The sequence below is a fragment of the Pseudomonas sp. B21-023 genome (assembly GCF_024749165.1).
Taxonomy (GTDB): Bacteria; Pseudomonadota; Gammaproteobacteria; order Pseudomonadales; family Pseudomonadaceae; genus Aquipseudomonas.
In genome coordinates, this window is sequence record NZ_CP087190.1 from 4,388,106 (window position 1) to 4,412,498 (window position 24,393).

A 24,393-nucleotide genomic window follows, 5' to 3' on the forward strand; every position below is an offset into this window, starting at 1 on the left:
GTCCATGATCCACCATCAAACGGATGGCGCGCGGATCATACGGGAAATGGCGGTGAGAATGAAAGGCACTAGTACAGGTGCCCTCGTTGACGAGGGTCAACTAACAAGTTGTTGGCACGGCAACTAAGTGAGTTGAACCACTTGCTAAAACGTTACAGGTTGGCGTGGTTCGCACAGATCGCCCTTACCGGAAATAGCTTGATTCCCTGGGACTGATGCGTGTCCGGACTGAAAAGCATGGACTTCCCTCTGCCCGTAGTCCTTTTCCGAGTCGAATGTCCCCTTCCTTCAAAGCGTTGCAACCGAGCGAATCGCTCTCTAGCCTCAGGCCGTCACTGCGCTTAATCAAGCGTCGTCCGGCTTGGCGCCTGATCCGAAAATCCCCCACATGGACAAGGAGTAGCCAGTAGGCTACTTTCATGCATGAGCAACCTGATCGACACAACGCCAGAATTCGAATCCTGGCTCGATAGCATCAAGGACCCCGTCGGCAACGGTGTCAGCGAAATGCGCGTGTTCATCGGGCCTGGTTACCGCATCTACTATGTGCGCACAGGCATGGTGCGCTATTTGATGCTCTACGGTAGTGACAAAACTGATCAAGGCAGAGGCATCAAGCGAGCGAAGGAAATTCTCGATGCCCTGCGAGGTAAATGAAGATGAATAGAAAAGCCGAGTCTGGCGATATGCCAATCCTTGACCTGGAACTGAGCAACACAACCCGCTTCGAGGCCTCCCGCTTCCTCGACAACCCCGAAACCATTGCCGCCTTCCTTGCAGAAGCCTTGCACAGCAACGATGCCCAGACGCTGATGCAGGCCATCGGTGAAGTCGCCAAGGCCATCGGTGTAAATCAGTTTGCCCAGGATGCAGGTGTTAACCGCGAGTCGCTCTATAAAACGCTCAAGGGAGGGGACAAGACACGCTTCGCTACCGTCCAGAAGCTGATGCTTGCACTAGGGGTGGAGTTGACGGTCAGGCCGCTCGAGACCGCCAACGCCTGCAACAAGGGAATCCAATAAACAGGCAAGGGCATGAACTGAAAACGGAGTTGCCTGAAAAGAGTCGAACCGGCATGGCCAAAGCACTGTCGCAAGATGTCTCCCACGCAGTAACCAACAGCCCCGCTGTTTGATGCATAAAGCCCCGTAGCGCGAACTACGGGGCTTTATGCAAAGATATCGGTAAAGACCTTTATCGCATCAACCGACCTGCTCGAATCGCCGTCGCCTCACGAACAGGCCTACGCCCAACCCCGTGGCAAGGACCGACAGCAATCCCAGGTCCAACCCAAACAAACGGGCTTGGCTGACAACAATGCAACCGGCGAAACCCACGACCACCAGCGCCACCCCCAGCCACTTGCGCAGCGGGTAGGGCCTGAGGAACCGATCCAGCAGCCCATAAAGCACCAGGGCGATGACCGCATAGGTAATTTCGGACACAGGCGCCTCCCTCAGGTCTTGATGATCAGGGTCGAAGTGGAGTGCTGCGGACCGATGCCGCCATTGACCTGCGCCTCGATGCTGACCAACACATCGCCGGCATGGTAGGTGGGCAGGACGTCATTGGCATAGGCACGCACCCCAGCGCCCACCGGCACGCCAACATACGGCGATGCTACAGAACTGGCGGCGGCGGCAAACGCCGAGGCGGCAAGGTTGGCGACCTTGGTGCGCTGGGCATTGAGGGTATCGCCCTGCTGTCGGGTCAGCGGCTTGGAGATGCCGATTTTCATCACGCATGGCAACCCCTTGGCCAGCATCCTGTCGTACGTCTCGACGACCTTGCTGTTGACCTCGTAGTGGGCGCTTTTAGCTTCGCCGAAATGCAGCTCGCGCAAACGCCCGCGCTCGCTGTCGGTCAGGGTGATCTGCGAGACGTTGAAGACGATCCCGTGATTGCCCATGTATTGGAAAGTCCCTTCGAACTTCATTGCACGCATCCTTACGAAAACAAAGGTCGCGATTCTCTACGACAGGTGGTGCGGCCGCAAATCGTGGCAGGTTGCCATCAGCGATTTTCCTGCTGCCTCCAGCCCTTTGCGCGCTCAATGCCCAGACGCCAATACCGGCTATTGACGAAGTCGTTGCAAAAAAGAGGAACAATGAAAAAAGCCCCGAGACGTTAATCTCGGGGCTTTCTCATGTATGGCGGAGAGATAGGGATTTGAACCCTAGGTACTGTTGCCAGTACAACGGATTTCGAATCCGTTTTCGTCCCTAAATAAATTCTATTGATTTACGAAAAATCCAATAAAATTAATATCTTAAACGCATAGCCACACAACAGCACTCCACATGATTTGGGGGATCCATTCCCCAAAATTCCCCCAAGATCGAGACATTCCTGATACGTGGGCTGCTTAAACCATCAAAATTCAGACCTGTCTTATTGGACGGAGGCCTGCCAAAAGATAAAACGGTCTCGAGCCAGACAGACTGGCCTTCCCTGCCACGTCGCACCAAAAGGTAGATCCATGAACTCCATACATAGTATCCAGTCCCTGCAGTTGCGTCTGATCGAGTCAGCATCGGTGAGCGAAAGCTGTGCCAGCGATCTGCTGATGATTTTACGTAAGCTCAGCACAGCCGAGGCCACCAGTGTTGTCGGCATCATAAGTCTGCTTCACAGTGAGGCAGGGGCGTTGAGAAAGATATCCAAGGACATCACGCAGCGTTACGCAGCTTTGTCGGCCTGCTGAGGTCGACGAACGCTGTGTCAAAACTTCCTGACGCTTTCAGATCAACAGGAACGCCCGCCAGGTACGAAGAAAGGTAACTGCTTGGAAGCGAGGTACATTGCCGGGAGCGCACCTCATCCCAAACCCAGCTGTTAGCAATTCGCATAATGACTTGGTAAGACCAGTCCGCAGCGCTCGAACCACACGCTGCCTGCAATCTCCCGGGCAAAACCGCAGGGTGTCAAGGCGACGTCAGAATGACCACATAATTACCTTGTGAGAGCTGTTTACCGCCGGCATCAACCAGCGTGTAACGCTGAGTGGTACGGTCAAGTGCGCCAGCGCTGATCACCTGTACAGCCCCCCCTTCGCTTTCCACGCCCTGGACATCGATGTGGCTGCCAAGAGTCCCTGATGGACACTCATCCAGCCGAACCCCCCAATCCCCCGCAGTCCCACGACAGGAAGGCTCAACGATGCTGCCAGTGAACTGCAGCACCCCCGAACTTATATCGCTTTTTGCGTGCACCTGCGCTACCGCCCCCAAGCAGCTCATTGCGCATACTGCAAAGATCTTTATGTTCATTGCTTCACTCCCCAGTGAACCCACTTGCCCTCAGCCTATCCGATAAGTGGTGACAAGCACCGACCAAGGTGTGAGCCCGCTCACAAAGCGGATAACGAAAAGTGGATGCACATCGAGACCTTTTAAGAAACGTCTCAAAGCCGACAGGACTATCAGCTTCTAGCATGGCTCCTGACTACCCCAGTCAGCCTCACCGGAGCCGTTACTTGCCTACACCGCAGCGCTTCCCCTTGTTTTCGCTCAAGGCCGTCCAGGCACTACTCGCCTCCCTATGCCTGGCGAGTAGTGCCTGGGCGCAGCTCAAGGTCGAAGGCACCCGCTTGATCTACCTTGGACAGGACAGGGAAGCCAGCATCAACGTTGTCAATCGCAGTGGCGAGGAGACCGTCATGCAGAGCTGGGTCAGCGACCCGCAAGGCGGTGACGATATCCCATTCGCTATTGTCCAGCCTCTGACCTTGTTACCCCCGCAAGGCCACCAAATGTTGCGCGTGCTCTATGCCGGTCAGGGCCTGCCCACCGATCGGGAGTCGATGTTCTGGCTGAACATCCTCGAAATTCCGCGCAAGCCCGAACACGCTGACAGCATGCAGTTCGCAATTCGACAACGACTCAAGCTGTTCTATCGCCCTACAGGGCTGCAGGGCTCGACCAGTGATGCAGTGCGAGATTTGCAATGGCATCGGCATTCACAGCGTATCGAAATTAGTAACCGAAGTGCCTTTCACCTCTCGCTGGTGGATCTTGCACTCGAAGGCCCAGGCCTTCATCAGCCCCTAACAGACTACGTGCTGCTCCAACCGGGCGCATCAATTACCCTCGACACGCACTCCCCCGTACCTGCCGGCAGCCGTGTCGCATTCACCGAAATCGCCGACAGCGGCCTGCTGCAGAGCCACAGCGCGTCGCTGCCGTAATGACACCTCCACAGGATGCTCCCCATGCCACCGATCAGGAAACACCTGCTGGGCCTACTACTAATTGCCGCTGCATGTCCCACCACCAGCTACGCGCTGTCGTGCAAACTCGACCCCTCCAAGACAGCCGTTTTTAAGGAGGCACTGGGCACCACGCTAGCTGTGCCAGCCGACGCGCCCGACAGAACAATCATCTGGGAGTCGAGCGAACGCGCGTTGCCGGTGATCTGTGCGGATGATTACGAGATGGGTCTGGATGAAACCGTCTATTTCTACATCAACCCTGCCAAGGTGAGTGTCGGCCAGGGGATACGAGTGGGTATTCGCTACAGATCACAGGTGATCACCCAAGCCTCGGGGACTATTAGCACGGGCTACAGCTCGTTTTACGGGTGCAACTGGGCCAACTGCACAGGGTGGGACAAAGCAAGATTCACCCTGAACTTTAGTGTCTTCATTGAAAAATTCGGCAAAACGCCAGCCAACGGACAGGCCAGTACCGCAAGCGAGTACCGGGTTTTTCAACTGGACGGCAAGGGTGGCCTGAACCCAAAGCCTGACAGCAACCTGAACTATGTCATCACCGGCATGAACAACATCCGCTTCGTTCCCTGCTCACCTGAACTGACCATCACACCGTCCGTGGTCAACTTCCGCCGAGCCCTGACCAGTTCGGCGCAAGTTGGCCAAGTTGCCAGTTCAGCCAACTTCAGCCTCGACCTGATCAGAAACTGCGATACCCCCTATGCGGTCAACGCCCGCTTCGCACCCGTCGCCGGTACGGCAAGTGTCATCGACAAATTACTAGTACCGACCCAGAACACCTCCGTAGGTATCGCTCTGACGCGCCAGGACAGCAATCAGCCGGTCCCCTTCGGAGACTGGTTCAAGCTCAGCGACCTAACGACGCCAGGGTTGATCCGGAACGAATTCCGCGCCGACCTTGTCTGGCGTGCCCCGGCAACCCCTGGAGCGTTCGAAGCCTCGGCCCTTGTCGATCTGTTTTTCAAGTAGCCACGGTTTAAGGATCGTCTGATGTCGTACTGCCACCTCCGTATCTAAAGTCGCTTCATGCGACTGAAAACCTACCTGCAGCAGATCAACCCACTGTTCTCCAACCCGGAAGCCGCTCGCCACCTGCTTCGCTTGTTGGCGCTTGTACTGTCGGCGGGCATTCTCGGTGGTGCCTATAGCTTTCTGCTGCTCAGCTTCAATACCGAAATATCCCAGCGCCGCGGCTACATGAGCAGTGCGATTGCCGAGGCGCACACCTTCTTCACCAACCGTGAAGCGCTGCTAGAAAGCCTGAGCCTCTCGGCGATTACTCGAACGGCACCAGGCGTAACGCACATGACGCAGACACCCAGCGAGGAGGTGCACCTGCTACTGGGCAACAAGCCGGGCCAACAATGGAGCCTGTGGCTGAGTCAACGTATGTGCGACTACCTTCGCGCCAAGCAGGTCAACCTGCTGTACGTCGGCGCTGGCCCTCAGGCCCAGGCGCGCTGGCTGTACAGCACCATTGCGCACGCGCATACCCCGTCCACGGCGCTGCTGGAGCGCTTGCAAACCGAGCAAAGGCGTCTGCCAGCCACGGTCAATGAGCTATGGCTGGCCGACAAAGATGAGCAGCATACGCACCTCTACATTTTCCAGCGCCTGGACCAGCGCGACCCAGAATCCGGTTGGCTGGGCCTGGAGATTGATAGCCGTGAAGTATCCCCGACCCTGGATGACGCGAGTTCGGGCAAGTTCATGATGTACAACGCCGATGGCATGCTGGTCTTCAGCAACAGCTCCGACCAGGCGCTGAGCCAGATGTTGAGAGCCCACCAGGGCAGTGACTTTTTCGGTTTCATCGGCCAGGGGTTGTTACCGGAGTACCTGGTCATCAACAAACCGTTGATGTCGTCAGATTGGCAGCTGGTATATGGGATCGACCTGCTTTCCATTCTCTCGGAGCTCTGGGTACAGCTGCTGGGCGCCCTGCTATTCTGCCTGCTCAGCATCAGCCTGATGCTGTTGCTGATCCGCCGCTTCGAACAACGGTTCATCACCCCGACGGTGCAACGCATACGGGCATTGGTTGAGAGCGAACTGTTCAACCGTGACGTGATTGAGACCGCGCCGGTCGCCCTGTGCGTGCTGCGTCGCAGCGACGGCCAGGTGGTGCTGGAAAATCACCTGGCCCAGCAGTGGCTAGGCGAAGCCCGCGAATCACGCAGCGCAGCGTGGATTGATCAGGCGTTCGCCGTGCCAAATATCGCGGGTAGCGATTACTTCGAAACCAGTGATGGCCGGCATCTCTACCTCAGCTGTGCGCCAACCCGCTACAAAGGCGAGGACGTCGTTCTCTGCGTCTTCAGCGATATCAGTGCACGCAAGCGGATCGAAGCCGCTCTGGAAGATGCCCGACGCTCGGCCGACAGTGCCAATGAAGCCAAGACCCAATTCCTTGCCACCATGAGTCACGAGATCCGCACGCCCCTGTACGGTGTGCTCGGCACTTTGGAACTGCTGTCACGCACCGCGCTCGATGGGCAACAGCGCGACTACCTACAAGCAATCGAAGGCTCGTCGGCGACACTGCTGCAACTGATCTGCGATGTACTCGACGTATCGAAGATCGAGGCCGGCCAATTGGCTTTGGAGCACAGCGAGTTCTGCGTGCCGGAGCTGGCCATGGAAGTGATCCAGAGTTACAGCGCGGCGGCAAGGAACAAAGGCTTACAGTTGTATGGCTGCCTGGATCCGCACCTACCCGAACGTTTGCTAGGCGACGTCAACCGGATCCGCCAGATACTTAACAATCTTCTAAGCAATGCTGTGAAATTTACCGATTGTGGACGGGTGGTGCTGCGGGCGAGGCTGCTTCATCGCGAGGGCGAGCGTTCGTCCATACTGTGGCAGGTCGCAGACACTGGCAAAGGTATTGCCGAGCAGGATCACGCATCAATTTTCGACCCCTTCTACCAAAGTGGCGGTCACACACAGCTAGTTCCCGGTACAGGTCTGGGACTCGCCATCTGCCAGCGCCTGACGCAATTGATGAATGGCCAGTTGCGCCTTGTCAGCGAATTGGGCCTGGGCAGCAGTTTCAGCCTGACCTTGCCGCTGGAGGTGGTATCCGCGGGTGCCGCCTCGACCCTTGCCCCCTTCAACCTGCTGGCGGAACGCATCCAGGTGGTCTCGCCAATCCACGAATTAGCCGAAACCTTCGCAGGTTGGTTGTGCCGCTGGGGCGCACGCGCCCAAATCGGCGTGGCGTCTACCGGCAGCCATGCCCCTGCCGGACTGCTTCTGGAGCTGCATCCCGGCAGTTTCGATCAGTGGCTGGTGGCAGACTGGGACGGTCCGCGTATCGTGGCAAGTGCATTTGGCGGCTGGGAGGCCCGTAATGATGCCGGCCAATGGCAGGTCAACATAAACGATCTGGGCGCGCTTCATCACGCTATCAGTCAGGCCCAGGGCCTGCATCGCCCCCGCAGCGCCCTCTCGACGAGCACGGACGCGCCGGAACCACTCGGGCTACATGTGCTGGTTGCCGAAGATAATGTCATCAACCAATTGATCTTACGCGATCAGCTCCAAGAGCTGGGCTGCAGTGTGACCTTGACCTGCAATGGCGATGAGGCACTGCAGAGCTGGCAGCGTGAGCCATTCGACTTGGTTCTGACCGACGTCAACATGCCGATCATGAACGGCTATGACCTTGCCCGATCCCTGCGCAGGCAAGGTTGCAGTCTGCCCATCATCGGTGCCACCGCCAACGCACTGCGCGGTGAGGAAGAGCTGTGTCTGGCTGCCGGCATGGACCACTGCTTGATCAAACCTTTCAACCTACAAGCTCTGTTTAACTGCCTGGCCGCGTATAGAGGTAGCCGTTTTGAAGCCCTTTAACATCCTGATCGTCGAAGACCACCCGTTCCAGCATATGTACCTGCAGCACCTGTTCAACGAACTGGGCGCTTTCAAGCTGGAGGCGGCACGTGATGGCCAGGAAGCGCTGGAGCGCCTGCGTCAACAGAATTTCGACTTGGTGTTGACCGACCTATTGATGCCGGGCATGGATGGCGTGCAGTTCATCCAGCACCTAACCGGCCTGCCGCACAAACCAGGCCTAGCGATCATGAGTGCTGCTTCGCGGCGCATGCTCATGGCCGCGAGCCTCGTGGCCAAAAACCTCGGAGTAGACGTTCTCGGGTTGATCTCCAAACCAGTCGAGCCCGCTGCTTTGCGCAGCCTCATCGATCAACTACTGCTGCGACAGCAAGCTACCGTGCAAGCTAAGCCCACCACGCTTGAGTTCAACCGGCAGACATTAGTTGATGCCCTGAACAACCACGCGTTTCAGGCGTGGTTCCAGCCCAAGAAATCCTTACACAATGGCCGTATTGTGGCGGCCGAGGCGCTGGTGCGCTGGATGCACCCGGAGCAAGGTGTGCTTTTGCCCAGCGCCTTTCTCCCCACCCTCAACGCCTTCGGCCTGGAGGAGCGCCTGTTGTGGGTAATGCTCAAACAGGCCATGGATGCGCAGACGCGTTGGCGCGAGCAAGGTTACGATATCCCAGTTTCAATCAATCTACCGACCCATCTACTGAACAGCCACGACCTGGCCGACCGACTTCTGGAATTCGTCCTGCATCACCAGGGGGTGCCCGGTAAGCTGTGCTTCGAACTGATGGAGTGTTCGGTTCCAGAGGACCTTAGCAACTTCTACGCAGGCGCATGCCGCCTGCGAATGAAAGGTTTCGGTCTCTCTCAGGATGACTTTGGTAAGGGCTATAGCTCATACATGAGTCTCGTATCGACGCCTTTCACTGAACTCAAGATTGACCGGGCGCTGGTGCAACGCTGCGATGAAAGCGAAAGTTTGTCCTCGGCGCTAGCCAGCATCGTCGCCCTCGGCCGCAAACTCGGCCTCACGGTGGTCGCCGAAGGCGTCGAGACCCCTCAAGAGCTTGAGTTGCTGCGCAAGGTCGACTGCAATCAGGTACAAGGCTTCCTAATCTCCCATGCCGTATCGGCGGAACAGTTCCAGCGCCTACTGCGCAGCGACGGCCCTCCCTTGACTTTTTAACCTATAGCGACCCGCTGTGGAGGCCGAGCATCGGAGGTAGTATCCATTTGATATCGACGCCCTCCAGGTCTTGTGGATCCCGTTCTCCATGAAAAAGTACAACGCGTTGTTGGACAACCTAGCCCGCAGCTCATTACGCCTGAACAAAGGCATGACCGCGCTGCTGGGGCTGGCTCTACTATTGATTGCTTTCGGCATCTGGTCACTCCAGCGCCTGGTCGACGAACACAACGACACGGTGAACATTCACTTCGCCAGGCTGATGGAGAACATCCGCGAGCAGGAGTACTTCCTGAGGACCCTGGTACGGCAAAGCGTCGAAGGTCAGTTGCTTGAACGCCACCGCCCATTGGATGCAGCGTTAACGCCGTTGCCCGAAGAAGGACAGGGGATTTTCCAGGGGCAGGCGTTCCCGTTTACCCTGCCGTTCAGCGTCAAGCTTGACTCAGAGCGGGTCAATAGCAGCGAAATGCCGCGCATCTTCAGCCAGGGCGCAAACCTAGCGGCCTTCTACAGTAGCTTCTGGTCTGCTGCCCATTACCGCTCACCCCAGGTGTTCCTGTTTTCGCCGAGCATGCACTACGATATTGCAGTGCCTGCAGCCGGCCGTGGTCGGGGTCAAACAATAAGTGGCAACGAGCCATTCTTGGAGGTGGTCGAGCAAGTGGCCATGCGAATGCCCGAAGAGAGCGCGTGGTCGCAGAATGACGCAGTAATCTGGCGCAGCTACGTCCCCCATCCCGACCATGCGTCCCCAGCGCGGTTACTGGCGTATACGAGTGTTCCCTTGGGCCCGACCCGCGCAGGCGCTGGCAGGTTCCAAATAGCATCGCTGGTCGACCTAGCCCAGATCAACGACTTCGAACGCATCATGGCCTGGACCGTGTATGACCGTTTTACCTTGATCACTCCGTCCGGCAGGACGCTCATTGGCGACGCCTTGTCACTAGCTGACCTGCACGAAGGCTTGAATTTCAAGGCCAATGGCCTGGTGTTCCGCCTGTATGAACACGCAGGCGGCGGGTGGAGCGCGGTTTACACCGTGACCTACCAGCATTTCTTCCGCTATGCCTTCTGGTCGCTAGTCAGCCTGGCCGTAATCTTCCTCGTCATATTCGGACTGGGCCGGCTGGCCATCCGCTGGTACCAGTGGCGGGTCATCATTCCTGCGCGCGCCGCACACGCAACCATTACCGAGAGCGAAGCCTTCAGCCGTGTGGTCATAGACACTGCCCCGACCGGACTTTGCGTAGTGCGTAATGCCGACCATACCTTGCTGCTGGAAAACCAGCGTGCCCAAAAATGGAACAGCACCAGTGATCTGATCAAAACGCTTGCACCTCAGCTGGGCAACATATCCAGCGGAGAAGATCACGTGCAAATCGAAGGTCGCCATTTCAAAGTCGGCTTTGTCTCGACTCGTTATCATGGTGAGGACGTCAAGCTGCTGGCCTTCAACGATGTCACTCACCACATCGAAGACGCCCAGGCGCTAGAAGATGCCCGCCGCGCCGCCGACGCTGCTAACCAGGCTAAGACTTTGTTCCTAGCGACCATGAGCCATGAAATCCGCACCCCATTATACGGCGTACTGGGTACACTCGAGCTGCTCGGACTGACACAACTGGATAGCCGTCAGCAAGGTTACCTGCATACCATTCAGCGCTCCTCGGCAACCTTGTTTCAGCTGATCAGCGACGTGCTTGATGTGTCCAAAATCGAGTCTGGCCAGATGGCCTTGGAGCCCTTGGCATTCTGCCCACTCGACATGCTTGAGGACACCCTGCGCACCTATTGCGCTTTTGCCAAGCGTAAAGGCCTTCTGCTTTATGCATGCACCGATGCCCGCCTGCCTGCCCAAGTAGTGGGCGATCCGATACGCATCCGGCAGATTCTCAACAACCTGCTGAGCAACGCTATCAAGTTCACTGATACTGGTCGGGTAGTGCTACGTACTCGCGTACTGGCGATCGATGCCGCCCAGGTCAGCCTAGAATGGCAGGTGACCGACAGCGGTATCGGTATCTCCGAAGCCCAACAAGCCCGCCTCTTTGAGTTGTTCTATCAAGTCATGGATGCAACCAGCGAAGGTGGAGCAGGCCTAGGCCTGCCTATCTGTGGCTGGCTGGCGGACATGATGGGTGGACAAATCAAGGTGGTGAGCGAACCGGGCCTGGGCAGTAGCTTCTCACTGAAGGTCAGCTTGCCATTGGCACAGGGTGTACTGGGCGACTTCTCGTCACTGGTGCCCGAGCCGACCCCAGTGTATGTCCGTGCGCCAATACCCGAGTTGGCACAGCATTGCGTCGACTGGCTCCAGCGGCTGGGCATCGCCGCGACCCTGACGATCCCCTCACAGGAGCAGGACAACGCCCAGGCCTTGGTGGTAGACATGCTCGACTGCACGAACAGTGAACCTTGGCAAGGCCAGCGGATCTGCGCCAGTAGCGACGGCCCCGTGCCCGCCGAATTCAAGAACGGCCGATGGCATGTGAACATGCACGACGTTCGCGCAATCGCCCGAGTCATAGACCAGGTCCGCCACGGCGATACGACAGAAAACCATGTGATAGTGCAGCAACAACGTACCGCCCTAAACTTGCATGTGCTCGTGGCAGAGGACAACCCGATCAACCAAGCGATCCTGAAAGAACAGCTTGAAGCACTAGGCTGCAGCGCGGTCGTTGCTGCCAACGGCGAGCAAGCCATGCAGCAGTGGCAACCTGGCCTGTTCGATGTGGTGTTGACCGACGTGAACATGCCCTTGATGAACGGCTACGAACTAGCCAGGACATTGCGTCAACTCGACACACAGATATCGATCATCGGTGTTACCGCCAATGCGCTTCGCGAAGAAGGCCAGCGCTGTCTCGAAATGGGCATGAATGCTTGGATGGTCAAGCCGTTGAGCCTGCAAGCACTGCGCACCCACCTAGTGCAAGTGTGCCGACCGGACTCGCTGACCGTCAGTGGCAACGTCAGTGACGAGCACAAGCCCATTGGCGCCCCCGCGCCCGCCGACACCGTGCAACTATCTCCGGCGATGCGCACGCTATTCATCAGCACCATGCAGGAGGACATGAATCACCTGCTCCAAGCCCTGGAGCAGCGCAACAGCCAGCACCTCATCGAACGCTTGCACAGCATTTCAGGCGCACTGGGCGCAGTCCAAGCCCGAGCCCTTGCCGAACAGTGCTGCGCCCTGGAGAACGCACTGCTCGGCGCACCGATAGATGCCTCTCTGGTCGAGCGCGTGGACGAGGTGTTGACCAGGTTGACAGCAATCCTCGCCTCACTCGAATAGAATCCACCTTGGCACCGAACACAAATGGAATACCCCTCCCATTCGCACCGGCTAACGGGTCGTTTTTAATGGAAAAACTCAAGGTCATCATCGCTGACGATCATCCCATCGTGCTGCTCGGCGTGCGCGAACTGGTCGAGCGTGACCCGCGTTTCTGCGTGGTCGGTGAAGCGGTTGGCTCGCAAGGGCTTATCGAACTGCTCGAACGCCAGGCGGTGGACGTAGTCATTTCCGACTACAACATGCCGGCCGACTCGCCATATGGTGACGGCCTGAAACTGATCGACTACCTCAAGCGCCACTACCCAGCGGTACGCATCCTGGTACTGACCATGATTTCCAACCCGCTGATTCTGACACGACTGCATGAGCTCGGGGTCGAGGGTGTCATCCAAAAGAGCCAGTTGCACAGTGAAATAGAAAAAGCCCTTAACGCAATCGCGCGAAATAATACGTACCGCTCACAGGAGGCCACGAGAAACTCGGTCATAGCCTGTACTACCGCGATCGATCAACGGGTGGAGAGCCTGTCCCCGAAAGAATTCGAAATATTGCGCCTGTTCGTCGCCGGGCAAAGTGTGAGTGAAATTGCCCGCAGTCAAAACCGCAGCACAAAGACCATCAGCGCGCAAAAAGTCTCCGCCATGCGTAAACTGGACGTTACCAGCGACCAGGAACTATTAGCCTATTGTCTAGCCGGTAATATTTTTAATTGAACAAGTGGCATCAGGCTATCATTAAGATTCGTCTGATGTCCCCGTAACGCCATGCGACCTATCGTAAGCGTGCATTTTACATGCAGCACTTACTCATAATCGCATGGACATCAACATGAAAAAGTTTTCCTTGGCCGCATTGACCCTGTCGCTGATCACCGCCTCCGCCGGCGCCTTTGCCGCAGAACCTGCAGGCCCGGTCAAAGGTGGTAGCGGCAAGATTTCCTTCACCGGCGTAATCAACAATGACGCTTGTTCGGTCGATGGCGCCAATGCCGACCGCGTAATCGCCGTGGATATGGGTACCGTCTCGATCAAGGACATGGGCACCGCCGAAAACCCGGCATCGGGCCGCGTCACTGGCAAGGATTTCAACCTCAATGTCAACTGCAACGTGGGCACCAAGGTATCCATGGTCTTCGACGCCAACAGCGGCGGTTCGGGCCTGGTAACTGGTAAAAAGGTCCTGGCTCTGACCAAGGGTACCGGTACGGCCGCCAACGTCGGCATCGCCCTGCTCGACCCCGCCGGCAACCTGATCGACCTGAGCTCGACCGCCACCGCGAAGATCCAGAGCGACGTGCACGGTACCGGCGCACAGGGTGGGGATGCAACTCTGAGCTTCTCCGCAGCCTACGTGACCACCGGCGCCGCCGGTACTGCCACCGCCGGTCGTGGTGACGCCACCCTGCCCTTCATCCTGCAATACGAGTAATCACCTAGCAGGTGTTCCATGCGCGAGGCCGAACAGGCCTCGCCATTTCTTCATACCGCAAGGTGCCCCGCCATGCTGTTTCGTTCTGTTTGTTCCGTTCTCGGGTTGCTGGGCATGCTCATCGCCGCCCAGGCAACTGCAAGCATTTCCCTGAGCGCCACTCGCGTCGTGTTCGACGGTGCGCATAAAGAAGCAAACGTCACTGTGCGCAACGGCAACCAGGAAGTCCTGGTGCAATCCTGGGTAGATAGCGGCGACAGTGAGCTGGCACAAGTGCCATTCGCCATTACCCCGCCGCTGGCCAGGGTATTGCCCAAGCAAGAGCAACTACTGCGCATTCTTTATGAAGGCCAAGGCCTGCCGACTGATCGCGAATCGGTGGTCTGGCTGAACGTCCAGGAAATTCCACAAGCCAGTGGCCAGGCCAACACCCTGCAACTAGCCGTACGCCAGCGTATCAAGATTTTTTTCCGCCCCGCAAATTTGCCTGGCAATGCCCTACTGGCGCCGGAACAATTGGTCTGGCAAATAACCCCGATTGGGGATAAAGCGCAACTGACAGTTAAAAATCCCAGCCTCTATCACGTATCCATGGCTGATATCGAGGTTAAGTCAGGTAAACAAACTATCTTCACCGCCGACTCGACAATGATCGCGCCCGGCACTCAGAAAACTTTCACGTCAGCACTTTCGCCTGCGCAAAGCACGATGACACTTACATTTAAGAACATTAACGACTATGGCGCCCAACACAAATACTCAGTGCAACTGAGCACTACCCAAGCCGCTAACGCCAAACCCGCAGAAACCACTATCGCCTTCTGAAAATTATCGCGCCCTACCTCGTGCCGCCGGTTTGCGTGCGGCCTCCCTGCGCCCAGTCCGTGCCGGGACATGAAATAGGTTCCTCGTATGTCTCTGTCCATCGCAGCTCGCCCCGTACGCGGCGCCGACGCAGGCGCGCGCGCGTTCAATCGCAGCACACCTCGCCCGACCTGGCAGCGCAACGCCCTGTCTCTGGTCATATGCACCGCCCTGCCCGGACTGGCTGCCGCCGACGCCGACATACAAATGCAAGGTTTCAACACCACCTTCCTGCAAGGCGCACAATCCGCTGTCGACCTGCAACTGCTGCTGTCGGCCAACAGCGTACTGCCGGGCAGCTATCGAGTGGACTTGTACAGCAACGAGGTGCTGGTGGGCCGACGTGACATCGATTTCAATCGCAATGAGCAGACGGGGCGCGTTGAGCCGTGCCTGACCCTTGAGCTGCTTGAGCAATTGGGCATCGACATGGACAAGCTCAAGGCACAGGGGCGCCTGAACACCGAGCAAGCCTGCCATGACTTGCCGACACTCATCGACCAGGCCAGCCTGAGCTACGACTCGAACCGCCTGCGCCTGGCCGCGAGCATCCCGCAAGTTGCGATGAAGCACGGTCTGCGCGGCTACGTCGACCCGCAACTGTGGGATGCCGGAGTGTCCGCAGCGTTCGTCAACTACCAATTCAACACCAGCCGCAGCGCCAGCGACGACCAGACCCGCACCGCCAACAACCTGAGCCTGCGCAATGGCCTCAACCTGGGCGGATGGCGGCTGCGAAACGAGTCGAACTTCAGCAGCGGCACCGGCCGGCCGGATACGTTCAAAAGCAACCGCAGTTACCTGCAACACGACGTGACCGCGCTGAAGGGCCAGTTCAGCGCCGGCGAAATATTCACCGACTCCGACCTGTTCGACAGCGTGCGCTACCGGGGCCTGAAACTGGCCTCGGACGAAGGCATGCGGGCCGACAGTGAACGCGGTTATGCACCAGTGGTACGAGGCGTGGCACAGACCAGCGCCACGGTCGAGATCCGCCAGAACAACTACGTGCTGTATACCACCAACGTGCCGCCCGGGCCTTTCGAGATCAGCGACATCTACCCCAGCGGCTCGAATGGTGACCTCGAAATCACCATCATCGAGGCCGATGGTCGTCGGCGGACCAGCGTTCAGGCGTTCTCCAGCCTGCCTCTGATGGTGCGCAGCGGCCAGGTCAAGTACAGCCTGTCCGCAGGGCGCTACAACAGCAACAGCGAAGGCTTGGCCACACCGCAGATGCTCAGCACTACGCTGGCCTACGGCCTGTCCAACACCTTAACCGGCGTCATCGGCCTGCAAGCCACCGATGACTATAAGGCACTGGCCGTAGGCAGCGGCCTGAACACCCTGTTGGGCGCATTTTCCCTCGACATCACTCACTCCTCAAGCAAAGCCCAGGGCGAGACCACCCAAGGCAACAGCCTTCGGGCGCTGTACGCCAAGACCTTCACAGGTACCGACACCAACTTCACCCTGGCCGCCTACCGCTACTCCACCGAGGGCTTTCGCAGCATCACCAATCACATCGAGGACATCAGCACCGATGTGCGCAAGCGCAGCGGCAACTCCAAAACCCGTACCGACCTGACCGTCAACCAGAGTCTGGGGCGCAATCGCGAGTTCGGCAGCCTGTACCTGACCGCCATCGATCAGCGCTACTGGAACCGAGGCGGCTCACAGAGCCTTTCGGCCGGCTACAGTAACAACTGGGGAGATGTGACATACAACATCGACGTTAGCCGAACCAAGGACCTGGGCCCCTCCGGTCCATCAAGCGACGACACCCAGTTCAATCTTTCGGTGTCGTTCCCGTTGGGCAGTCGAGTGCGAGCACCGCGTGCGTTCGTCACCACAAGCACTCAGAAGGGTAACTCCACCACCCAGGCGGGCATCAATGGCTACCTGTCTGAAAACAGCGACACTTTCTACTCGATCCAGGGCGGCCACAGCCGCACCAGCGGTAGCTCCGCCTCGGCCAACCTGAATACTCGCACCTCGGTGGCCGATATCAGCCTGGGCTACAGCCAAGGACGCGGTTACGATTCGCAGAACCTGAACCTCGCCGGTGCGGTGGTGGCCCACCGAGGCGGCATAAACCTCGGCCAGACCGTAAGTGAGACATTCGCCTTGGTAGAAGTGCCCGGCGTGACGGGCGCAAAAGTCAGCAGCTACAGCGGTGTTGAAACCGGGCGCAACGGCTATGCGGTGATCCCCAATGCACAACCGTACCGGGTCAACTGGATCAGCCTAGACACCCGCGACCTTGGCGGCGACATCGAGATCGACAACGCCACCCAGCAGCTAGTACCGCGCCGCGGCGCCGTGGTGGTTGCCCGCTATACCGGTAAAAGCGGACGCCGCGTTCAGTTCGAGTTATTCGACAGTGTCGGCGAACGAATGCCGTTTGGTGCTTCGGTGGAGGATGGCGAGGGCAAACAACTGGCAATTGCCGACCCGAGCGGCAAGGCGTTGGTGCTGGTGGAGCAGGATCAGGGCAATCTGATCATTAAGTGGGGCGAGAAAGAGTGCACGGCGCCCTACCAGTTGCCGGCGCGCGACAAGGCGGTGAACTATGAGCGCCAGCGCCTGGTATGCCAGCCGTGATAGCAGAGTCCATGGGCAAAGGGTCAATCAGCAATAGTGCGGTGCTGTCGAGACCTATGGGAAGCTCATGAAGTCTGTTGGTGACCAAGCCTCGATAGAGCTGCACCGTCAGTTCGGGAAGTTGTTTAAGTAACCTGATATTCAAATTTGCATCCTCCATCGGGATGGATCCTGAAAACCGTCACAGCCCGCGTCGGCACTGGCGTCGGCGGGCGGTGGTGGGGTTTCCTGTCTCGCCTATGTCTCTGGCGTGCAGCGCGGCGAAACCGTGCTGATCGAGCTGCCAGACCTCCAGCGCGCAGCGCTTCAGGGCCTCGGCGGTGGTGTGGATGTAGGTGGCGTTGAGGTCCTTCAGGGCGTGGTTGAGCAGCAGCTCACCGACCATGTAGTCCACGCCGAGGTCGATCCAGGCGGTGCACGCCACCTTGCACAGGTCGTGGCCCGACCATGCGCCTTGGGCGAGCTCGGTGAACAAGGTGTTGGCCTTACTGGGACTCAGGGGGCGCCGTGGCTGCCGGTGCACAGCAGCGGACCGGTGTAGCACTGGGCCGCCTGGAGGCGCCGGTAGCAGCGCACAGGTCTGAGCAGTCAGCGGCAGCGTGTGCTCGGCCTTGGTTGGATGACAGCGGACGCTTGAGGGAATATCACCCTCCCCCAATTCCCCCAAAATTCCAAAACGAAAAAGCCCCGAGGGCTATACAGCGCTCGGGGCCTTTAATATGGCGGAGAGATAGGGATTTGAACCCTAGGTACTGTTGCCAGTACAACGGATTTCGAATCCGTCCCGTTCGACCACTCCGGCATCTCTCCAATGGCGCGCATCATACCAGCGATTTCGTTTCTGGCAAACCTTTTTTGAAAAAAATTCGCGTGGTATCAGGCGCTTGCGTTAACGCGCCGCTTACAGCGGCACGCCCAGGCGCTTGGCAACTTCTTCGTAGGCTTCGATCACGTCGCCCAGGCCCTGGCGGAAGCGGTCCTTGTCCATCTTCTTGCGGGTCTCTTTGTCCCACAGGCGGCAGCCGTCCGGGCTGAATTCGTCGCCCAGGACGATCTGGCCGTGGAACACGCCGAACTCCAGCTTGAAGTCGACCAGCAAGAGGCCTGCGTCATCGAACAGCTTGCTCAGCACTTCGTTGACTCTCAGCGACAGCTTCTTCATCTCGACCAACTGCTCGGCGGTGCCCCAACCGAAGGCGACGACGTGGGATTCGTTGATGAAGGGGTCGCCCTTCTCGTCGTTCTTCAGGAACAGCTCGAAGGTGGACGGCTCCAGCTTGATGCCCTCCTCCACGCCCAGGCGTTTGACCAGGCTACCGGCGGCGTAGTTACGCACCACACATTCGACCGGGATCATGTCGAGCTTCTTCACCAGGCACTCGTTGTCGCCCAGCAGCTTGTCGAACTGCGTCGGCACGCCGGCTTCTTCGAGTTTCTGCATGATGAAGGCGTTGAACTTGTTGTTCACCATGCCCTTGCGGTCGAGTTGTTCGATGCGCTTGCCGTCGAACGCCGAGGTGTCGTTACGGAACAGCAGGATCAAGCGGTCGGCGTCGTCGGTCTTGTAAACCGATTTGGCCTTGCCGCGGTAGAGTTCGTCGCGTTTTTCCATGATGGGCTCCGCTTGCTTGAGTAGGTGGGCTAGGCGATTTGGCGCCAGTCGAGCCCTTGATCCTGATTCGCCACCTGGAGCCAGTCCGGATCGCACCCGAGGGCGTCGACGAAGCACTGGCGGGCCAGATGTGGCAGGTTGTTCTTGCTGCTGAGGTGGGCCAGCACCAGGTGCTGCAGGTTTTGCCAGCCCAACTCGGCCACCAGGCTCGCGGCCTGGTGGTTGTTCAAATGTCCCTGGCTGCCGCCGACCCGCAGCTTGAGAAAGCGCGGGTAATGCCCACGAGCCAGCAGGTCGCGGCAATGGTTGGCTTCGATCAGCAGGGCATCAAGCCCCTGATAGCGCTCCAACAACTGCGCGTCGTAGCTGCCCAGGTCGGTAAGCATGCCGAAGCGGCGGCGACCGTCGCTGATCACGTACTGCAAGGGTTCGTAGGCATCATGCTCGACCCGTGCCGCGCTGACCTGCAGATCGCCGATCTGCACGACATCGCCGCAACCGAGAAAACCGGCCACCTCCACCGGCTTGCGCATGCCGCGCAAGGTGCCCTGGCTGAGGTAGACCGGTACATTGTAGCGCCGTGACAGCAACCCCACCCCATGCACGTGGTCGGCATGTTCATGGGTCACCAGCACCGCGCTCAACTGCGTGGCCGAAACCCCGAGCAGCGCCAGGCGCCGCTCGGTCTCGCGCAGGGAAAAGCCGCAATCGACCAGGATGACCGTGTCACCACTGGCGATGAGCGTGCCGTTTCCCTGGCTGCCGCTTCCCAGAACCGCGAAGCGCACTTAGCCCAGGTGGTCCTGGATGGCGCTCAGCACGCGGCGGGCCACATCGGCCGGGGCCACGGTGTTGATGTTCTTCTCGACGGTCACCTGGACGTTTTCACCCACCTTGCTCAGGCGTACCTGATAGCGCTCGGCGCGGGCTTCACGCTCTTCCTTGCTCGGCTCGCTGCCGAACAGGCGGCTGAAGAAGCCAGGCTCCTTCTGCTTGTCGTCAGGCTTCTCGGACAGGTTGATGTAGTACAGGCCCAGGCTGCGGTTGATGTCCTCGACGCGCCACTCGCCTTGCTCCAGGGCACGGCCGACGCCAGACCAGGCGCGGTCCAGGTCGGACCCCAGGAACAGCACCGGGTTGCCGCTGCCGTCCTCGCTCAGGCTGACCTGGCTCGGGGCATCGAAGTCGCGCGCGGCCAGCAGCGAGACCGACCCGCCCTTCTCGGCGCTGCGGTTCATGCTGGCGAGCATTTCGTCGACCAGCAGAGCGTCGGTGCCGGTGTTGCTGGAGGCGGACGGGAAGTCAGGCTCGGCAGTGCTGCCGGCCGGGCGCTCGACGCTGACCACATACACCTCGGAGGTGTTGCGCTGCACGCCGGGCTCCATGCGCACCCGCACACGTACTTCGCTGTCCGGGCTGCTGGAGGTACTGGCCAGGCGCTGGCCGAGGGAAGCCGACAGCTCGTCAAAACGCTGCCAGGTGGTGTTGAATTCGCCGGTCTGCGGGCGCTCTTCAGCGATGCGAAAACCGTTGTCCTCGAAGAACTGGCGGGTCACCGGCCAGACTTCGGCGGGCGAGCGCTGGGCCAGCACCCAACGGCTGTTGCCGCTGCGCTGCAGGCTGAAATCGCTGATGTCGGCGGTGGCCGACAGCGGCTGTGGACGGGGTACCTCGAACTCGCCAGTGGCGCGATCGTCGGCCACGTTGCGCGGGATCGGCAGCAGCGGATCCAGGCGCTTGACGTTGCTGGCGTCCGGCGGCAGCTGCATCGGCGCGGTAGGCTGCGCCTGCAGGTAGTCGCTGCCACGGTCGCGGAAATAGCCATCCTCGCCCCACAGCCAACCGCACCCACTGGTGCTGGAAATGATCAGGGCGAGAGCGGAAAGACCAGCCAGTCGCTTCATGCGGTGTACTTCCTCGATTAAACCAGTACGCCGGACTGGCGCAAGGCAGTACGGACTTTTTCGTGACAGCCTTCGCTCAGCCAGGTCAGCGGCAGGCGGATACCTTGTTGCATCAGGCCCATTTCAACCAGCGCCCATTTCACCGGGATCGGGTTGGCTTCGCAGAACAGGTCCTTGTGCAGCGGCATGAGTTTTTCGTTGATTGCGCGGGCCTTCTCGGCATTGCCCTCAAGGGCGGCCTCGCACAGGTCGGCCATTTCGCGCGGGGCGACGTTGGCGGTGACGGAGATGTTGCCCTTGCCACCCATCAGGATCAGTTCGACAGCGGTTGGATCGTCGCCGGACAGGACGATGAAGTCCTTGTCGACGCCGTCCAGGATCTGCTTGGCACGGACCAGGTCGCCGGTGGCTTCCTTGATGCCGATGATGTTCTTGACCTTCGACAGGCGGATCACGGTCTCGGCCTGCATGTCGCAGGAGGTGCGGCCGGGTACGTTGTACAGGATCTGCGGGATGTCGACGGCTTCGGCGATGTGCTTGAAGTGCTGGTACAGGCCTTCCTGGGTCGGCTTGTTGTAGTAAGGCACGACGAGCAGGCAGGCGTCGGCGCCGGCATTCTTGGCATTCTGGGTCAGGTGCACGGCTTCGGCAGTGGAGTTGGCACCGGTACCGGCGATCACCGGCACGCGGTGGTTGCTGCGCTTGACGCGCTCGACCACATGCTTGATGACCAGGATGTGCTCTTCGACATCGAGCGTGGCGGATTCACCGGTGGTACCGACAGCTACGATCGCGTGAGTGCCATTTTCCAGGTGGAAGTCTACAAGTTTGTCGAGGCTGCCCCAGTCCAGACGCCCTTGTGCATCCATGGGTGTGACCAACGCCACCATACTGCCCGCAATCATGTAATTGCTCCTGCCGGAAAAAGAGAGCGGTAATGGTACTGGCGCCATCGGCCTTGCACAAGCGAAGCAGGCGGGCGGAGCATTCCCCTTCGCGCCGCTTTTCGCTACCCTTGATCCTTTGATCGGTACAGCGCGGCCCGCCGGGCCGTCGACAGTGCTCCTCGCCTGCGTCCACAGCCGCCCAAACCGGCCGGGGCCCTGCTGGAAAAGGAGGCTTGCCCCCGTCCTGTACCGACCGCTCATCGCTTTAGGAATGCTGCATGTCCACCCCCACCGTTCGCGAACAATTCCTCGTCATCAGCGCCCTGGGCCCCAACCCCATGGAGCTGGCCAACGTCCTCAGCCGCGCGGCCTTCGACAATCGCTGCGCGGTGGTCACCTCGCGCCTGTCGCGCCACGGCGAAACCAGCGCCCTGGTGCTGCAGGTCGGCGGCAGCTGGGATGCCCTGGCCCGCCTCGAGGCCACCCTGCCAGGCCTGGGCAAGAAGCACGGCCTGACGCTGGACGTGGTCCGCAGCGCCGACCAAGAGGTGCGCCCGCAGGCCCTGCCTTACGTGGCCTACGTCAGCGCCGCCTATCGCCCGGACATCATCAACGAGCTGTGCCAGTTCTTCCTCGACCACCGCGTCGAGCTCGAAGCCATGACCTGCGACACCTACCTCGCTCCGCAGACCGGCAGCAGCATGCTCAACGCCCAGTTCACCGTGATCCTGCCAGCCGGCACCCAGATCAGCTGGCTGCGCGACCAGTTCCTCGACTTCGCCGACGCGCTGAACCTGGACGCGCTGATCGAACCGTGGCGCCCACAGAACCCTGTCTAAGGAAGCTCCCATGGCCGTAGCAATCGACCAACCCGTCGCCGATTTCCAGGTGCAGGCCACCAGCGGCCAGAGCGTCAGCCTGGCTGAACTGAAAGGCCAGCAAGTGGTGCTGTACTTCTACCCCAAGGACAGCACCCCGGGCTGCACCACCGAAGGCCAGGGTTTCCGCGACCAGCACGCGGCGTTCCAGGCCGCCAACACCGTGGTGTTCGGCGTATCGCGCGATGGCATCAAGTCGCATGAGAACTTCAAGGCCAAGCAGGCCTTTCCCTTCGAGCTGATCAGCGACAAGGACGAGGCCCTGTGCCAGCTGTTCGACGTGATCAAGCTGAAGAAGCTGTATGGCAAGGAATACCTGGGCGTGGACCGCAGCACCTTCCTGATCGACAAGGACGGTGTGCTGCGCCAGGAATGGCGTGGGGTGAAGGTGCCCGGGCATGTGGATGCGGTACTGGCTGCGGCCGAGGCCTTGAACAAGGCTTAAGGACGCATGGGGCTGCTACGCAGCCCTTCGCCGCGGTTCGTCGCCACGACAAGCCGGCTCCCACAGGTAAAGCGATCCATGTGGGAGGCTTGCAGGCGAAAGGGCCGCAAAGCGGCCCCAGCAATTACAGCATCGGCGCCACAGACGTTTCCTGCCGCGGCCAGGCATCCAGCACCGCCTTGAACAGCGTCGCCAGCGGGATCGCGAAGAAGATCCCCCAGAACCCCCACAGCCCGCCGAAAAGCAGCACCGCGCAGATGATCGCCACCGGGTGCAGGCTCACCGCCTCGGAGAACAGCAGCGGCACCAGCACGTTGCCATCGAGCGCCTGGATGATCGCGTACACCGCCATCAGGTAGATGAACTGATCGCCCCAGCCCCACTGGAACAGCGCGATCAGGGTCACCGGCACCGTCACCACCACCGCGCCGACATACGGCACCACCACCGACAACCCCACCAGCAGCGCCAGCAAGGCGGCATAGTTGAGGCCCAGGCTGATGAAGGCGATATAGGTGGCAATCCCGCAGATCAGGATCTCGATGCCCTTGCCGCGGATATAGTTGGCGATCTGCCGGTTCATCTCGTCGCCCACCCGGTTGAGCAACGTGCGCTCACGCGGCAGGTAGCCACTGACCCAGCGCCCGATCAGCTCGCGATCCTTGAGGAAGAAGAACACCAGGATCGGCACCAGCACCAGGTAGATCATGGCATTGACCAGCAGCGGCAGGCTCGACAAGGAGAAGGTCAATGCCCATTGGCCGAACTTGCCGATTTCGCCGCGCACCGACTCGATGGCGCGCAGCACTTGCTCATCCGACACCAGGTGCGGGTAGCGCTCGGGCAACAGCAGCAACAGCGACTGCCACTTGCCGAGCATGCCGGGCAGCTCGTTGAACAAGGTGATCAGCTGATGCCAGAGCAGCGGCACCAGCACCAGCATGAACACCGCCAGCGCGCCCATGAACAGCGCGAACACCAGCCAGACGGCCAGCCGTGTGGGTACCCTCAGGCGCTCCAGGGCATTGACCAGCCCCTGCATGAGAAACGCCAGGACCATGCCCGCCAGCACCGGCGCGAGCATGCCGCCCAGGGTCAGCACCACGGTGAAGGCCAGGAACAGCAGGACCGCCAGCACCACCGCCTCCTCGTCGGAGAAGTAGCGCTGCATCCAGTCGCGAAGCACTTTGAACATTGA

At 59.5% G+C, this 24,393-nt stretch carries 23 protein-coding genes and 1 tRNA gene; 14 read left to right on the forward strand and 10 right to left on the reverse strand.

Features of this window, described 5'->3' with window-relative positions; translation table 11 throughout:
• The first annotated feature begins 423 nt into the window (after nt 1–423).
• Entirely contained in the window at nt 424–657 is a 234-nt protein-coding gene (locus tag LOY42_RS19650) for a type II toxin-antitoxin system RelE/ParE family toxin (RefSeq protein WP_139673073.1), read from the forward strand.
• Nucleotides 658–659: 2 nt separating this feature from the next.
• Nucleotides 660–1,022: an addiction module antidote protein gene (locus LOY42_RS19655; RefSeq protein WP_139673076.1), complete on the forward strand. Its 363-nt coding sequence runs from the start codon at nt 660–662 to the stop codon at nt 1,020–1,022.
• A gap of 180 nt (nt 1,023–1,202) precedes the next feature.
• Here the strand turns inward: LOY42_RS19655 and LOY42_RS19660 are convergent, their stop codons facing one another.
• Both LOY42_RS19660 and LOY42_RS19665 read right to left on the reverse strand, forming a co-directional pair.
• On the reverse strand, nt 1,203–1,445 hold the full coding sequence (locus LOY42_RS19660; protein ID WP_139673079.1) for a hypothetical protein: 243 nt from the start codon (nt 1,443–1,445) through the stop codon (nt 1,203–1,205).
• 11 nt (nt 1,446–1,456) lie between these two features.
• Complete coding sequence (locus LOY42_RS19665; RefSeq protein ID WP_028692998.1) at nt 1,457–1,936, reverse strand: hypothetical protein; 480 nt, start codon at nt 1,934–1,936, stop codon at nt 1,457–1,459.
• A gap of 543 nt (nt 1,937–2,479) precedes the next feature.
• On the opposite strand from LOY42_RS19665, the gene LOY42_RS19670 reads away from it, so the two are divergent.
• Nucleotides 2,480–2,704 (forward strand): hypothetical protein, encoded by a 225-nt coding sequence (locus LOY42_RS19670; RefSeq protein ID WP_094010063.1) that lies wholly within the window; start codon nt 2,480–2,482, stop codon nt 2,702–2,704.
• 220 nt (nt 2,705–2,924) lie between these two features.
• Here LOY42_RS19670 and LOY42_RS19675 read toward each other — a convergent pair whose 3' ends face one another.
• The gene (locus LOY42_RS19675; protein ID WP_256591397.1) at nt 2,925–3,269 is read right to left on the reverse strand and encodes a hypothetical protein; all 345 of its coding nucleotides are present in this window, start codon (nt 3,267–3,269) and stop codon (nt 2,925–2,927) included.
• A 206-nt stretch (nt 3,270–3,475) separates the two neighbouring features.
• Here LOY42_RS19675 and LOY42_RS19680 point away from each other — a divergent pair, with 206 nt between their 5' ends.
• The 9 genes from LOY42_RS19680 (at nt 3,476) to LOY42_RS19720 (ending at nt 17,469) form a co-directional block, all read left to right on the forward strand.
• The gene (locus LOY42_RS19680) at nt 3,476–4,186 is read left to right on the forward strand and encodes a molecular chaperone (RefSeq protein WP_232968077.1); all 711 of its coding nucleotides are present in this window, start codon (nt 3,476–3,478) and stop codon (nt 4,184–4,186) included.
• 24 nt (nt 4,187–4,210) lie between these two features.
• The gene (locus LOY42_RS19685; protein ID WP_258598917.1) at nt 4,211–5,200 is read left to right on the forward strand and encodes a fimbrial protein; all 990 of its coding nucleotides are present in this window, start codon (nt 4,211–4,213) and stop codon (nt 5,198–5,200) included.
• Between the two features lie 57 nt (nt 5,201–5,257).
• A complete protein-coding gene (locus LOY42_RS19690) occupies nt 5,258–8,086 on the forward strand; it encodes an ATP-binding protein (protein WP_139673087.1) in 2,829 nt (942 codons plus the stop codon).
• Nucleotides 8,073–9,266, forward strand: coding sequence for an EAL domain-containing protein (locus LOY42_RS19695; RefSeq protein WP_139673090.1), 1,194 nt, complete (start codon nt 8,073–8,075; stop codon nt 9,264–9,266). The genes LOY42_RS19690 and LOY42_RS19695 overlap by 14 nt, the downstream gene beginning before the upstream one ends.
• Before the next feature lie 88 nt (nt 9,267–9,354).
• Entirely contained in the window at nt 9,355–12,570 is a 3,216-nt protein-coding gene (locus tag LOY42_RS19700) for a hybrid sensor histidine kinase/response regulator (RefSeq protein ID WP_258598920.1), read from the forward strand.
• 68 nt (nt 12,571–12,638) lie between these two features.
• Nucleotides 12,639–13,286 (forward strand): response regulator, encoded by a 648-nt coding sequence (locus tag LOY42_RS19705; RefSeq protein ID WP_198754980.1) that lies wholly within the window; start codon nt 12,639–12,641, stop codon nt 13,284–13,286.
• A 115-nt stretch (nt 13,287–13,401) separates the two neighbouring features.
• Nucleotides 13,402–14,001: a fimbrial protein gene (locus LOY42_RS19710; protein ID WP_258598923.1), complete on the forward strand. Its 600-nt coding sequence runs from the start codon at nt 13,402–13,404 to the stop codon at nt 13,999–14,001.
• Nucleotides 14,002–14,073: 72 nt separating this feature from the next.
• Nucleotides 14,074–14,826 carry a molecular chaperone gene (locus LOY42_RS19715; RefSeq protein WP_258601288.1) on the forward strand — a complete coding sequence of 251 codons (753 nt, stop codon included), beginning with the start codon at nt 14,074–14,076 and terminating at the stop codon, nt 14,824–14,826.
• 87 nt (nt 14,827–14,913) lie between these two features.
• On the forward strand, nt 14,914–17,469 hold the full coding sequence (locus LOY42_RS19720; RefSeq protein ID WP_258598925.1) for a fimbria/pilus outer membrane usher protein: 2,556 nt from the start codon (nt 14,914–14,916) through the stop codon (nt 17,467–17,469).
• Between the two features lie 181 nt (nt 17,470–17,650).
• On the opposite strand, the gene LOY42_RS19725 is transcribed toward LOY42_RS19720, so the two are convergent.
• From LOY42_RS19725 to dapA, 6 genes are all read right to left on the reverse strand, one after another.
• Entirely contained in the window at nt 17,651–17,944 is a 294-nt protein-coding gene (locus LOY42_RS19725; protein WP_258598927.1) for a hypothetical protein, read from the reverse strand.
• Nucleotides 17,945–18,189: 245 nt separating this feature from the next.
• Nucleotides 18,190–18,279: transfer RNA gene (locus LOY42_RS19730), tRNA-Ser, on the reverse strand.
• 91 nt (nt 18,280–18,370) lie between these two features.
• Complete coding sequence (gene purC, locus LOY42_RS19735; protein ID WP_258598929.1) at nt 18,371–19,081, reverse strand: phosphoribosylaminoimidazolesuccinocarboxamide synthase; 711 nt, start codon at nt 19,079–19,081, stop codon at nt 18,371–18,373.
• 29 nt (nt 19,082–19,110) lie between these two features.
• Nucleotides 19,111–19,869, reverse strand: coding sequence for an MBL fold metallo-hydrolase (locus LOY42_RS19740; protein WP_046856745.1), 759 nt, complete (start codon nt 19,867–19,869; stop codon nt 19,111–19,113).
• Entirely contained in the window at nt 19,870–20,985 is a 1,116-nt protein-coding gene (gene bamC / locus LOY42_RS19745; protein ID WP_028692996.1) for an outer membrane protein assembly factor BamC, read from the reverse strand.
• Nucleotides 20,986–21,002: 17 nt separating this feature from the next.
• The gene (dapA, locus tag LOY42_RS19750; RefSeq protein WP_258598932.1) at nt 21,003–21,890 is read right to left on the reverse strand and encodes a 4-hydroxy-tetrahydrodipicolinate synthase; all 888 of its coding nucleotides are present in this window, start codon (nt 21,888–21,890) and stop codon (nt 21,003–21,005) included.
• Nucleotides 21,891–22,150: 260 nt separating this feature from the next.
• On the opposite strand from dapA, the gene LOY42_RS19755 reads away from it, so the two are divergent.
• Nucleotides 22,151–22,711, forward strand: a complete 561-nt coding sequence (locus LOY42_RS19755) for a glycine cleavage system protein R (protein WP_038705592.1) — start codon at nt 22,151–22,153, stop codon at nt 22,709–22,711.
• Between the two features lie 10 nt (nt 22,712–22,721).
• Nucleotides 22,722–23,195: a peroxiredoxin gene (locus LOY42_RS19760; RefSeq protein ID WP_102681687.1), complete on the forward strand. Its 474-nt coding sequence runs from the start codon at nt 22,722–22,724 to the stop codon at nt 23,193–23,195.
• 124 nt (nt 23,196–23,319) lie between these two features.
• On the opposite strand, the gene LOY42_RS19765 is transcribed toward LOY42_RS19760, so the two are convergent.
• A complete protein-coding gene (locus LOY42_RS19765) occupies nt 23,320–24,390 on the reverse strand; it encodes an AI-2E family transporter (protein WP_102681686.1) in 1,071 nt (356 codons plus the stop codon).
• Nucleotides 24,391–24,393: the final 3 nt, after the last annotated feature.